The sequence below is a fragment of the Paractinoplanes ferrugineus genome (assembly GCF_016862195.1).
Classification (GTDB): domain Bacteria; phylum Actinomycetota; class Actinomycetes; order Mycobacteriales; family Micromonosporaceae; genus Actinoplanes; species Actinoplanes ferrugineus.
On sequence record NZ_BOMM01000049.1, the window covers coordinates 164,469 to 177,288 of the forward strand.

The following is a 12,820-nucleotide window of genomic DNA, read 5'->3' on the forward strand; positions in this document are numbered from 1 at the left end:
GACCGGATATTCAGGGCTCGTCAACAGAATGACGGCCTTCGATGGCGCTGCTGTGTGAGAATGAGTCAATGGACGACGGTCTTTCCGGCATCGTGTCATTGGAGGACGTTGCGCGGGTATTGCGGCAGCTGCGCCGCCGGGAGGCCCGTGAGCAGTGCCGTCCGGAGCTGACCTATCGGGAGATTGCGGTCAAGACCGGCTGGTCCGTCGGTGCTATCGGCGGCTATTTCTCCGGGACGTTTCTTCCCTCCACGATCAGGTTCGATACCTTGGTCCGGCTGCTGGGCGCGACCCCCGCCGAGCAGGGCGCGCTGGCCACCGCCCGAGATGGCGTCGCCGAACGTCGGGCGGCGGCCGGCGCGGCGCCCGCCGGCCCGCCCCGCGACGTCCCTTGTCAACTGCCGGCCGTGGTGTACGACTTCACCGGCCGCGACGATCAGCTAGCGCGGCTGGATGAGCTGTTGGGGGCGCCGGGTGCGCGCATCGCTGCCGTCAGCGGCACGGCCGGGGTGGGCAAGACCGCACTGGCCGTCTACTGGGCTCACCGGGTGGCGGACCAGTTCCCGGACGGCCAGCTGTACGCGGACCTGCGCGGCTTCGACACGAACGCCTCGCCATTGTCACCGGCCGCGGTGGCGCGCGGCTTCCTGACCGCGCTCGGCGAGCAGGCCGCGCGGCTTCCGGTCGGGTCCGAGGAACTGATCGCGCTCTACCGCAGTACGCTGGCGAGCCGGCGGGTGCTGCTCCTGCTGGACAACGCACACGACGCCGCCCAGGTGCGACCACTGCTGCCCGGCATGCCGGGCAGCGTCGTGGTGATCACCAGCCGCAACCAGTTGGCGGGTCTGGTCGCCACCAACGGCGCCCGGTCGGTGAAACTGGACCTCCTGTCCCCGGCGGAAGCCAGGACGATGCTGGCGCGACGGCTGGGCAGCGGTCCGGTGGCGGCCGAACCCGAAGCGGTAACAGATATCATCGAACGGTGTTGCCGGCTGCCGCTGGCGCTGGCCGTCGCCGCCGCCCGCGCGGCCATCGACGAGTTGTCACTGGTCGACCTGGCAGCGGAACTGGGGGAGGCCGGTCGACGGCTCGACGCGCTCGGCGCCGATGACGCCGCCTCCGATGTGCGTACTGTCTTCTCCTGGTCGTACCGGGCACTGCCCGATCAGGCGGCCCGGTTGTTCCGGCTCGTCGGGTTGCACCCCGCTCCCGACCTCGGCGTCGCCGCAGCGGCCAGCATGCTCGCGGCCACCCCGGCGCAGACGCGCGCGCTGTTGGTGGGGCTGACCCGCGCCAACCTGCTCACCGAGCACACCCCGGGCCGCTTCACCTGCCACGATCTGCTGCGCGCCTACGCCGGCGAACTGGCCGCCGCCGATGACGGTGCCATGGCCGTACGCCGCATGGTCGACCACTACTGCGTCACGGCGCACGCTGCCGCTTCGCTGGTGAACCCGGCCAGGGACGTGGACGATCCGCCGGGTGCCGCTCCGGGGGTGCGGCCCGAGCCGCTGGCCGACCGTGCCGAGGCGCTCGCCTGGTTCACCGCCGAGTATCCGATCCTGCTCGCGACCGTGCGCATCGCTGTGCGGTACCAGTTCGACACGAGTGCGTGCCATCTGGCTGCGGCGGCCACTGCGTACCAGAACCTGCGTGCGCTGTGGGCGCCGTGGGCGGAGACACTCCGGGTGGGGCTGTACGCGAGCGAGCGGCTGGGTGACGTCGCCTGGCAGGCGTGGTTTCACCGTAACCTGATCTTCGCTCACGCGTGGACCGGCGATCACGAGCGGAGCGTGTACCACGCCGAGTTGGCCATCGACTTGTGCCGCGCCGTCGGCGACGTCGGCGGCGAGGCCCGGTGCCACCGCCACCTGTGCATGACCTTCGAACGTCAGGGCAATTACCGGCAGGCGCTGCACCATGCCGTGCGCAGCCGGGACCTGTTACAGGGCACCGACGACGTGATGCGGGTGGCCTACGCGTTCAATTCGGTCGGTTGGTATCAGGCGCTGGTCGGCGACTTCACGGAGGCGTTGGTCAACTGTCGACAAGCCGTCGCGCTGTTGCAGAAGCACGCGCATCCCACCAATCAGGCCACCGCGTGGGACAGCCTCGGCTACGTGCACCATAACTTGGGACAGCACCGTGAAGCCTTGGAGTGTTATGCCAAGGCGCTCGCATTGTTCCGCTCGAATGGTGAGCGGCACTATCAAGCGCTCACCCTCGAACACCTGGGCGACACGTTGCTGGCCACCGGCGACCACGATGCCGCCGGCGCGGCCTGGCGGGACGCGCTGACGCTGCTGGCGGCGCCACAACACCCGGAGGCAGTGCAGATCCGCACGAAGCTCGACGGTCTACGACGAACGTCAGACACCCAGGAAAGGACCTCGTGACTGGATAGGTGGGTCGGGCGGCTCGGCTGTCTGTTGTGGAGGTTGGTGGTTGGTCAATCGTTTCCGCCTCGCCGTCGCCGTCGTATGACGACCTGGCCGCGAAGGTCGCGGAGTTGACTGCCCTGCTGGAGCGGGCTTTCGCCCGGATCGCGGATCTTGAAGCCCGGTTGAAGCAGTCGTCGTCGAACTCGTCGAAGCCTCCCCCGTCGGACGAGCTGGCCAAACCGGCGCCGAAGTCGCTGCGGGGGCGTTCCGGCCGGGGTCCGGGACGGCCGAAAGGCCAGGACGGTGTCACCCTGGAACGCTTCGCGGATCCGGACGTGGTGATGCGGCATCTTCCGTAGGTGTGCGCAGGCTGCGGGCACCACACCACGGCGGCCGCGCCGCCGTCAGCGCCCACCTAACGCCGCGGACACCGTTCCAGCCGTCGTCGACCTGGACGCGCCCGGGTCCACCGCAGGAAATCCTCAATGGACTAATTGGCGAATACTCGCAGGCAGCGTAACCCGAACCGCGATTTCGAGCGGTACGGCTTCGCTGGCCTGGCGGTGCAGGTGTAGGGCCGCCAGGCTTCCGCCTGGGCGGACTTCTCAATCAGCGCGGCTGATCCCGGACCGACGGAACGCACCCGGTACGCCGGCCGGCCGTGTTCAGTGCTGTCCAACGCTGTCCAGGATCGCCGGTGGCCAGTCGCGGCGACGGCCAGAATGCGTCCAGACAGTCCACACACCTCAGGAGGAATCATGACGACGATCGTCAAAGGCAAGCCCATGACCGCTGCCGTGCTGGGTCTCGCGGCCCTCGGCGCGGTCAGCGTCATCGCGTTCTCACCGGCCGCCGAGGCGGCGCCCGTACCCAGCGCCGTCGTCGGCAACGCCACGCCCTTCGACATGGACAAGGTCGGCACCCGGACCGGCAGCACCAGCCTCGCCTCGGTCGGTTACTCAGCGTACGTCGGCTACCTCGGCGCCGGTGTCACCGGTCGGTACTGCTTCCATTTCAGCCACGCCAACCAGGGCGCGGTGGCGGTGTCGGCCGGCGCCCGGACGTTCAACGTGATCTTGACGACGGTCAGCACGGATCTGGAAAACCGGCTGAACTACGGCTGGACGTACTGCGCGACCATCCGCAACGCCTCCTCGGTCGGCTCGGACGTCGACCTCTACGCGCGGGCAGCGCTCTGAGCTTGCCGTTTGTAGCAGGTGGCCGGAAGTTATATCCGTAATCGCCCCAAGTTAAGCATGTCCACATAGGAAGACCCCGTCGGGTTCGATCGAGTACCACACAAGATCGCCCCGACGGGGTCTCCGCCAGCATGCGCCCCGCGGTTAGATGCGGAACGTGGCAACGAGGCTGCTGAGTTCGGTGGACATGCGGGCGAGGTCGGTGGTGGCCTGTGGTGGGCGATCGCCGGACACCACCACGAAGTTCGGCCACTGGCAGGCACTTGCCCGGGGGTCAGCCGTCGGCGCCGGTCACGTGGCGGGCCAGTCCGCCCTGTGGCTGGACAACCAGTACTTCCCCGACGAAGGCAACACCGAATCCTCCGACGAGTACGGCCGCACCGCGGTCAAGAACGGCACGACCACTGACGGCGACGGCAACGACGTGACGGTCTGGCAGGACCGGCCGGTGTTGCGTACGGATCAGTCGTTCACCGTCTCGGCGTGGGTGATGTTGCAAGACGGACTGATCGGCAACGCCGACCACACGGTAATAGCGCAGCGCGGCACACATGAGAGCGCCTTCTGGCTCAAGTACTACACCACTTGGACCGTGGCAGTGGCCGTAGGTCACTCTGGTGGATGACTGTCATCCCCGCGCGATGGGTTCACCGTGGAGACCACGACGGTGACCCGTGAGGCGGTGGCGAGTGATGACATCTCAGGGCGTGATCTTCAAAAGGTGTGGATGCCGGGACGATCAGATACGCCGGCTCGAGCAATCGTGTCCCCGTCTCGGCGAGCGCGGCCACGGCAGCTGGTACTTCCACTGCTCGACCACGAACCTGCTCGGCCGCCGCGAACGGGCACGCCGCGGCGGCTACCCCTGACAGACGGCGGCCCGTCAGGCCCGCGACGAGTTCCTGGCCGCGAGCGTCGCCGACCGCACCGCTGAAGGCTGGACGGTCGAACGCCGGCTGCGATACTGGCTCGACTCGCGAACTCATATCCGGAAGACGACCCGGTTCCACTACACCCGGGACGTCGACACCGTCCTGATCCCACACCTCGGCCGCTACCGTCTCGCCGACCGCGACGCTCAAGTCTTGCGGACGGTGTTCGCGGCCATCGCCGGCACCCGACCGCGGCCCGAAAACCACCGGTCCCACCCCGGCGAAACCGAAAACAGGTGCTTCCACCCCGATCCAACGCAAGCCGTCCGCGAAGCCCCCGGTCAGCCAGCCGTCAGCCCCGAACGACGCTGTTTCAGCGCTGGCACCCACATCGCGCCCACGTGACCGCCACCGTCCACAACGCCCAGACAGCAGCACCGGCCTGAACCGCATTCCTGCAGCTCAGAACCTAAATGATCTTGTGCGCCCGAAGGGACTCGAACCCCTGACCTTCTGATCCGTAGCACCGGAGCACCACGGACCACAACGCTCCTGCGTCGCATGCAGCCCGAATCCGTGAACGCGGCCATGCCGGGGACTTCTCGCGCCGAAAGCTGAACTGGCCGTTTTTGCTGACGCCACCTAGTCCGGCCAGGACCTGACACAACACCACCGTCTGCCGCCCGGGTCGGCAACCGCGGCCGCGCGGTTGCCGAGGTCGAGTTCGCGTAGATGTCGATCAGGTGGGTCTTCTCGTCGTCAAGGGTGACGGGGCAGGGCAGGAGTCCTTTCAGGTTCGGGCGCCCACGCTGGAGCCGTTGGCCGGCACCAGGAAGGTGGACGACCGGATCGAGCCGTCTGAGTTGCGGGGTCCGGTGGCGGTCGACGGGTCGGTGCTGCGCAGCGTCCAGGTGCCGCCGAGATTCCACGAGTTTCCGGACGCGGTCGAGGAGCCGAGCGTCACGGCCGTCTTGTTGCCGATGGCGAGATCGGCAGTGAGCCGGGACTTGGACCCGCCGTCGACGTCGAAGCCGGTCCGGGCGTTCTGGTAGGCGGTGCTGTGGTCGATCGTGATCGCCCCGGTGTTGCCGTTGTCGGTGAACCCGCTGGCCGCGTTGCCGAACGCCATGGCGTTGGTGACGGTGTGTCCGGCGGCGGGGCCGGTACCGCTGCTCCCGCCGAGTTTGAACCCGTTGCCGTCACCGGAGAAGTTCGGGATGTTCCACCGGTTGTAGCCGTTCCCGTACGCGAGGGTGTCCTGGATGGTGATCGGCGAGCTGAAGGTCCAGGCGTCGAAGCCGTCGTCGACGTTGTTCCACAGCCGGGCACCGCGGACCACGTTGCCGGTACCGCTGCCTTCCTTGATGCCGAGCCCGTCGGCGCTCTCGCCGTTCTTGCGCGGGTCGTGATTGCCGTAGCTGTCCAGGTTGAGGATCAGGTTGTTCGAGGAAGCGCCCTGCAGTTGGAAGCCGGTCTCGTAGTTGTCGCGGGTGACGAGCCGCTCGAACGTGTTGTCGGTGCAGGCGTTGCAGTAGACGCCGTACGGTCCGTGGGCGATCTCCAGGCCCACCAGCTTCCAGCGGGACGCCTCCATGTGGATGACCCCGCGCTGGGCGCTGGGGATGGTGGAGCCGACCGCGCCGGGCGTGTACGCCAGCGCTTCCCCGTCGAGGACGACCTTCTCGGTGCCGTAGTTGGTCAGGGTGATCGGCGCGGCGGCGGTGCCGCTCTTGGTGATCTGGATGTTGCCGGCCAGCTGGTACGTGCCGCCGCGGACCGCAACGGTGCCGCCCGCCTTGACCAGGCCGACCGCCTTCTGCACGGTGGCGAACGGGGCGGCCAGGGTGCCCGGGTTGGTGTCATTGCCGTTGGTCGCGACGTAGAGAGTCGTCGTGGCGGCCAAGGCGGGCAGGGTGACGCCGGAAGCCGGCGGAAGGCTGGCCGCGGAGGCAAGCGTGGGAAGACCGGCGACTGCCAGGGCGACTGCGCCGACCACCGCGCCGGGCAGCGCCCTTGATCGTCCGCGACGAAAGTGCATGAAATTCTCCTCCGGGAGGGCCGGACCGGCCGTGACCGCGCCCCGAAGGCGGGGGCTGAACCCGTCAGGAAAGCGCTTTCCTGACAAGATAAGGATGTCCATCCGTACATGTCAATGAATTCGGCTCCGGACCCGCGGCGATCATGGATGACCTCACCCACGGAGCCGGATCACCCTGTCGACACCGCGGGCCGGACCCCGACGGGTTCGGCGTATGGGTGGCCGCCTTAACTGAACGGCCTAGTACTGCCCGCAGACGCCTGTACCAAGCCCGACTCAGCCACTACAAGACGGACGATCAGCGCGGCGAGCAGGCGTCGGATCTCGGGTGCGGTGTAGCCGATCGATTACCACAGTGTGTAGCCGCCGTCGATGACCAGCACCGAGCCGGTGACGAAGGACGAGGCGTCGGCGGCCAGGTAGAGCGCGGAAGGTGCGATCTCGGCTGCCTGGGCGTAGCGCTGCATGGGAACCTCATCGATCCAGTAGTGCCGCCATTTGGGGTCGTCGATGTCGGAAATCTCGGTCTTGGTGTAGCCCGGCGCGAGGGCGTTGACCCGTACGCCGTGCGGCGCCCACTCGGCGGCCAGCGACCGGGTCAGGTGGTGCACGCCGGCCTTCGACACCGCGTACGGGGCATGCCACTGCGGCCGGTTGATGATCAAGCCGGACATGGAGCCGATGTTGACGATCGAGCCCGAGCGGCGGGCGACCATCTGTTCGCCCACGACCTGGCTGGCCTTCCAGACCGCGTCCAGATTGGTGGCCATCACGCGCTGCCAGCCCTCGTCGTCCAGAGTCAGCGACTCGCCGTGGATGCCCACGCCGGCGTTGTTGATCAGTACGTCGATCGGGCCGAGCTGCTCGGTGACCGTCTCGCGCATAGCCACCAGCGCGGCCCGATCGGTCACGTCGGTGGTCACGGCCAGCGCGGCCGGGCCGACCTTGGCCAGTTCGGCGACGGTCTGCTCGTTGCGTTCGGCGTCGCGGGCGGCCACCACCACGGAGGCGCCGGCCTCGGCCAGGGCGACCGCGATCGCCTTGCCGATGCCACGGTTGCCGCCGGTCACCACGGCCACCTTGCCGTCGAGCCGGAACAGGTCGAGGACGCTCATGCGGGCTCCTTCTCAGTCATGATCTGGACGATGCGGTGGGCATGCGGCCGGGTCGAGGCGATCAGCTCCGCGTTCACCTGATCCGAGCCGTACGAGCGGTCGTGCGCCTCCTGGGGGCTGCGCCCGAAGCGCATGTGCCGGTCGATGAGCCGCCGCATGCGCACCTCCTCGCCTGGTTCGACGTACCAGACCTGGTCGATCAGCGCGGCCGTGGCCCGCCACCGGTCGTCGTCGACGAGCAGGTAGTTGCCCTCGGTGACGACCAGGGGCGTGTCGCGGTGCACCGGCACGACGCAGGCGATGGATTCCTCGATCGACCGGTCGAACTCGGCGCCGTACACGATCTCGTCGGTCTGCGGCCGCAGCCGGCGCAGCAGGGCCTGATAGCCGGCGGCGTCGAAGGTGTCGGCGGCGCCCTTGCGGTCGTGCCGGCCGAGCCGGTGCAGTTCGGCGTTGGAGAGGTGGAAGCTGTCCAGGCCGACCAGCACGGCCCGGTCGCCGAGCGCGTCGACGAGATCGCGGGCCAGGGTGGACTTGCCGGCCCCGGGCGCGCCGGTGATGCCGAGGATCCGCCGTTGGCCGCCGGCCACGAGATCGCGGGCCGCGGCCACCAGGGTGGCCAGGTCGACCTGCTCGGGGCCGGTCACGCGGTTCCCCCCTCGAGGTGCAGGGACTCGGGTGATTTGGCGCCGGTCATCACAGCTACCGCCTCCTCCATCGTGGTGTTGCGGGGGTCGACCAGGGCGATGCGCCGCCCGAGCCGGTGGATGTGGATGCGGTCGGCGACCTGGAACACGTTGGGCATGTTGTGGCTGATCAGCACGACGGGCAGGCCGTTCTCGCGGACCCGTTCGATCAGGCCGAGCACCTGGTTGGTTTCGCGGACGCCGAGCGCCGCGGTCGGCTCGTCCATGATCACGACGCTGGTGGCCCAGGCGGCCACCCGGGCCACCGCGACCGCCTGCCGCTGGCCGCCCGACAGGGTCTCGACCTTCTGCCGGATCGACTGGATGCGGATGCCCAGGTCGGCCATCTGGCGGGCCGACCCGTGCCGCATGGCCGGCTTGTCGAGCTTGCGGAAGACCGTACCCAGAAGGCCTTTGCGTCTTTGCTCGCGGCCCAGATAGAGGTTCTGGGTGATGTCGAGCGCGGGGGCCACACCGAGCTCCTGATAGACGGTCTCGATGCCGACCCGACGCGCGTCGAGGGCGCTGCGGAAGTGCACCTGTTCGCCCTTGAGCGAGATGGTTCCCGAGTCGGGGACGACCGCACCGGTGAGCGCCTTGATCAGGGTGGACTTGCCGGCGCCGTTGTCGCCGATCACCGCCAGGATCTCGTCGGCCCGCAGGTCGAAGTCGCAGTCGTCCAGGGCGACCACCTGGCCGTAGTGCTTGGTGAGCCCGCGCGCTCGCAGAACAACAGTCTCGGTCATCGCGTCTGCCTCGTCCGGACGAAGTGGTCGACGGCGACCGCGATCACGACCAGGATGCCCGTCGCCACCTGCTGGTAGAGCGAGTCGATGCCGGCCTGGGTGAGCCCGTTGGCCAGCACGGTCACGATCAGCGCGCCGATGAAGGTGCCGACCACGCCGCCGCGCCCGCCGAACAGGCTGGTCCCGCCGATCACCACGGCGGTGATGCTGTCGAGGTTGGCGGTGGAGTAGCCGCTCGGGTCGGCCGTGGGGGTGCGACCGAGGGCCTGCCACGCGGCGAACGCGTACACCACGGCTGCGGTCAGATAGACGCTGAGCAGGACCCGCCGCACCTTGATGCCGGTGAGCGCGGCGGCAGCCCGGTTGTCGCCGACGGCGTAGACGCGTACCCCCCAGGCCGTCTGGGTCAGGGCGTAGCCGAGCACCGCGGTCAGCGCGATCCAGAGCAGCACGCCGTACGTGATGCTGATCCCGCCGACCGTGGGGCCGTCGTTGAGGATCGTCAGCAGGTCGGAACTGATCGGGTAGGACTGCGAGTCGGTGTAGAGGCGGGCGGCCGCGGTCAGCACCGAGAGCACGCCCAGCGTGACGATGAACGGCGGCAACGAGAACCGCGAGATGAGTACGCCGTTGAGGCCGCCCATCACCAGGCAGACGAGGGTGCCGACGACCAGGGCCCAGAGCGCGTTGCCGTCGGTGGCCAGCTTGCCGATGACCACCGCGGCCAGCACCATGATCGCGCCGTTGGCCAGGTCGATGCCCGCGGTCAGGATGATCAGCGTCTGACCCAGAGCGAGCGTGCCGACCACGACCGACTGGGTGGCGATCAGCGACAGGTTGTCGGCGTTGAGGAACGTGCTGGTCGTGACGCCGAACACGACGATCGCGAGGATCAGCGCCGCCAGCGGCCCGGCGATCTGGCTGCCGATGAAGGTGCGCAGCGGACCGCCGTGGTCCTCCTCCTTCTCGAGGAGGGCCGCGTCGGCGGTGTTCGTCATTTTTCGCCCCAGCAGTTCTGCAGCCCCCACTCGGAGGTCTGGGACGTGAGCCCGGCCACCGGCTTGTCGGTGATCAGAACGGTGCCGGAGTCGGTCAGGCCGGGCTTGGGCTTGGTGCCGTTGGCGATGTACTCGGCTGCCGCGGCCACCGCCAGCTCACCCATCTTGCTGGGGAACTGCATCGCGGTCGCGCCGATGATGCCGTCCTTGACGTCCTGGACGCCGGAGCAGGCGCCGTCCACCGACACCATGGTCGCCTTGCCCTGGAGGCCTTTGTTCTTGAGCGCCGTGTACGCGCCGTGGGCGACCGGCTCGTTGATCGTGTAGACGAGGTTGATGTCGGGGTGGGCCGAGAGCAGGTTCTCCATGGCCGACTGACCGGTCTCGACGGTGCCCTTGGTCAGCGCCTCGCCGGCGATCTGGGGGTCCTTGTCGGTGATGCCGAAGCCCTCGAGGAAGCCGTTGTGCCGCCCGCCGGCCGGCCCGTCGGACAGGTCGAAGTCGAGCAGCGCGATGCGGGGAGACGGTGGGGCGGACGCCTTGGCCCACTGACCGATCAGCTTGCCCGCGGCGGTGTTGTCGGTGGCGAAGGTCGCGTCGGCGGCGTCGACCGGGGTCACCGTGGCGTTGACCGTGACCACCAGGATGCCCTTGTCCCGAGCCTTCTTGACCACGTCGACCAGGGCGGTCGGGTTGGCCGGGTCGAGCACGATCGCCTTCACTTTGCGGGCGATCATGTTCTCGATCGCCGTCACCTGGGTGGCCGAGTCGCCGGGCACCTTGGCCTCGGACTTCATCACCTTCCAGCCCTTGGCCGTGGCAGCCGCCTCGGTCGCCTTCTCGAGCGTGCCGAAGAACGGGTTGGACAGGTTGAGCTCGACGATGCCGATGGTGACGTCGCTCGATCCGGAGCCCGAACCGGCGTCGTCATCGCTGCTCCCACAGGCAGCCGTCCCGATCAGCAGGCTGGTAGCCAGTATCGAGGCTGCCGCGCGGCGAATGGTGTGCATATGTGTCCTCCGGCTGTTCGATCGAGGGTCCTACTGAAGTCCATCGCGTTACGGCTCATCGTGAGTTTGATTACGTTGACTGTCAACCACAAGATTGCGTCTTATGCGTTGTAGCCGACATAAGTACTGTGGTTGACTGACGCCGTGACCACCGCCACCCCCGCTCGCGCCGAGGACGGCCCCGGCCGCATCCTCGAATTGATCATCAATGGATCGGCCCGCACCCGTACCGGGATTGCGCAGATCACGGGCCTGTCCCGATCAACCGTGGGCCAGCGGCTGGACACGCTCTTCGACGCCCAGCTGATCCAGGAGAGCAGCGACAACGTGCCCTCGCGGGGCCGCCCGTCGCGGGCGCTCGAACTCAACCCACGGGCCGGCGTGCTGCTCTCGGTCGACGTCGGCGAGGAACGCACCCGCATGGCGGTGCTCGACCTCAACATGGCCATCCTGGGCGACCGGGTCGCCCGGCTCGCCCTCGGCGACGGCCCCGAGATACTGCTCGACCGGATCACCGCGGTGCTCCGCGAGCTGATCGATCACCTCGGGTTGGACCAGACCGCGGTGGCCGGGCTCGGGCTCGGCCTGCCCGCGCCGGTCGACTATGAGGCCGGCCGGGTGCAGGGCTGGTCGATCATGTCGGGCTGGGAGGGCTACGACATCCGCCGTCACCTACGGCGCAGCTGGCCGGTGCCGATCCTCATCGACAACGACGTCAACCTGCTCACCCTGGCCGAGCACCGCCGGTACTGGCCCGGCCAGCGGCACCTGTTCTTCGTCAAGGCCGGTACGGGCATCGGCAGCGGCATGGTCATCGACGGCGCGATCAACCGGGGCGCCCAGGGCGCGGCCGGCGACATCGGCCACGCGCACGTGGCCGGCTTCGGTGACCCGCAGTGCCGATGCGGCAACGCGGGCTGCCTGGAGTCGCTGGCCGGTGGCTGGGCCCTCGCCCGCGACCTGCGCGAGGGGCACGACGCCCGCGACGTCGCCGACCGGCTACGCCGCGGCGACTCGGCCGCGGTCACCGGGCTGCGCCAGGCCGGGCGCATCATGGGCGAGTCGATCGCGTACGCCACCAGCCTGCTCAACCCGGACGTGATCGTGCTCGGCGGGCTGCTTGCCACCACCGGCGACGACCTGCTGGCCGGCATCCGACAGGTCGTCTATCAGCGCTCGCTGCCCTTGGCCACCCGCCAGCTGCGCATCGTCTCCACCCGCTACAAGTCGAGGGCCGGCATCGCGGGCGCGGGCTATCTGGTCCGCGACCACGTGCTGAGCCCGGCCGTCCTGGACGCCTGCCTGGCGGTCGGTAAATCCCCCTTTGCCGGTGCCGGTGCCGGTAGCTGAATTAGTGAAATGCTTCTATAGCTGTCAAGTGGTGCTGGGGGCCAGATTGGCGCTGTTCAGGGTCCGGAAGAGTGGTCTGCTGAGGTAGCGCTTGAGGCTGCGCATGATCTCGCGGCACTTAAGTTGATCGTCGTCGCCAGTGGGATTGCTGTGATTGCCACGGGCGGCGGCATCGGAAGCGTGACCAGGCGATGATGTGCTCGTTGTCCGGGCGAGGGCCGTTGAGCAGTGCCGCGATCAGGCGGCGGGCTTCGGGGACGCTGCGCCGAGCGAGTAGCCAGTGGCCTCGTCCGGTCGCCCACCAGGGCCGGATCGGTGTTCGCACCCAGTCGTAAACCCGGGGGCCATGGGCACCGTCCCCGCACGACAGCCGCCGCCAGGATCGTGCCGGCAGAAAACACGCTGTCCGACTCCTGGCCGTGACG

General features: G+C 68.6%; 11 protein-coding genes and 1 pseudogene. 5 read left to right on the top strand and 7 right to left on the bottom strand.

Annotation, left to right across the window (positions count from 1 at the left end; all coding sequences use genetic code 11):
* Positions 1-68: 68 nt before the first annotated feature.
* The 4 genes from Afe05nite_RS26915 (at position 69) to Afe05nite_RS26930 (ending at position 4,205) form a co-directional block, all read left to right on the top strand.
* Positions 69-2,396, top strand: a complete 2,328-nt coding sequence (locus Afe05nite_RS26915) for a tetratricopeptide repeat protein (RefSeq protein WP_203819995.1) — start codon at positions 69-71, stop codon at positions 2,394-2,396.
* A gap of 35 nt (positions 2,397-2,431) precedes the next feature.
* The gene (locus tag Afe05nite_RS44655) at positions 2,432-2,740 is read left to right on the top strand and encodes a DUF6444 domain-containing protein (RefSeq protein ID WP_438868927.1); all 309 of its coding nucleotides are present in this window, start codon (positions 2,432-2,434) and stop codon (positions 2,738-2,740) included.
* Between the two features lie 399 nt (positions 2,741-3,139).
* A complete protein-coding gene (locus Afe05nite_RS26925; RefSeq protein WP_203819997.1) occupies positions 3,140-3,580 on the top strand; it encodes a hypothetical protein in 441 nt (146 codons plus the stop codon).
* A gap of 157 nt (positions 3,581-3,737) precedes the next feature.
* Positions 3,738-4,205 carry a hypothetical protein gene (locus Afe05nite_RS26930; RefSeq protein WP_203819998.1) on the top strand — a complete coding sequence of 156 codons (468 nt, stop codon included), beginning with the start codon at positions 3,738-3,740 and terminating at the stop codon, positions 4,203-4,205.
* Positions 4,206-5,242: 1,037 nt separating this feature from the next.
* On the opposite strand, the gene Afe05nite_RS26935 is transcribed toward Afe05nite_RS26930, so the two are convergent.
* The 6 genes from Afe05nite_RS26935 to Afe05nite_RS26960 all read right to left on the bottom strand — a co-directional run bounded on the left by Afe05nite_RS26935 (position 5,243) and on the right by Afe05nite_RS26960 (position 11,045).
* Positions 5,243-6,490, bottom strand: coding sequence for a right-handed parallel beta-helix repeat-containing protein (locus Afe05nite_RS26935; protein WP_203819999.1), 1,248 nt, complete (start codon positions 6,488-6,490; stop codon positions 5,243-5,245).
* A 347-nt stretch (positions 6,491-6,837) separates the two neighbouring features.
* Positions 6,838-7,605, bottom strand: a complete 768-nt coding sequence (locus Afe05nite_RS26940; protein ID WP_203820000.1) for an SDR family NAD(P)-dependent oxidoreductase — start codon at positions 7,603-7,605, stop codon at positions 6,838-6,840.
* A complete protein-coding gene (locus tag Afe05nite_RS26945; protein ID WP_203820001.1) occupies positions 7,602-8,252 on the bottom strand; it encodes a nucleoside/nucleotide kinase family protein in 651 nt (216 codons plus the stop codon). Before Afe05nite_RS26945 ends, Afe05nite_RS26940 begins: the two co-directional genes overlap by 4 nt.
* Complete coding sequence (locus tag Afe05nite_RS26950; RefSeq protein WP_203820002.1) at positions 8,249-9,037, bottom strand: ATP-binding cassette domain-containing protein; 789 nt, start codon at positions 9,035-9,037, stop codon at positions 8,249-8,251. The genes Afe05nite_RS26945 and Afe05nite_RS26950 overlap by 4 nt, the downstream gene beginning before the upstream one ends.
* Positions 9,034-10,035, bottom strand: a complete 1,002-nt coding sequence (locus Afe05nite_RS26955) for an ABC transporter permease (RefSeq protein WP_203820003.1) — start codon at positions 10,033-10,035, stop codon at positions 9,034-9,036. Before Afe05nite_RS26955 ends, Afe05nite_RS26950 begins: the two co-directional genes overlap by 4 nt.
* Positions 10,032-11,045, bottom strand: a complete 1,014-nt coding sequence (locus Afe05nite_RS26960) for a substrate-binding domain-containing protein (RefSeq protein ID WP_203820004.1) — start codon at positions 11,043-11,045, stop codon at positions 10,032-10,034. The genes Afe05nite_RS26955 and Afe05nite_RS26960 overlap by 4 nt, the downstream gene beginning before the upstream one ends.
* Before the next feature lie 132 nt (positions 11,046-11,177).
* Here Afe05nite_RS26960 and Afe05nite_RS26965 point away from each other — a divergent pair, with 132 nt between their 5' ends.
* Positions 11,178-12,395 carry an ROK family transcriptional regulator gene (locus tag Afe05nite_RS26965; RefSeq protein WP_203820005.1) on the top strand — a complete coding sequence of 406 codons (1,218 nt, stop codon included), beginning with the start codon at positions 11,178-11,180 and terminating at the stop codon, positions 12,393-12,395.
* Positions 12,396-12,651: 256 nt separating this feature from the next.
* Here Afe05nite_RS26965 and Afe05nite_RS26970 read toward each other — a convergent pair.
* Positions 12,652-12,789: pseudogene (locus Afe05nite_RS26970) on the bottom strand (IS701 family transposase); the annotation flags it as partial.
* Between the last annotated feature and the right edge of the window lie 31 nt (positions 12,790-12,820).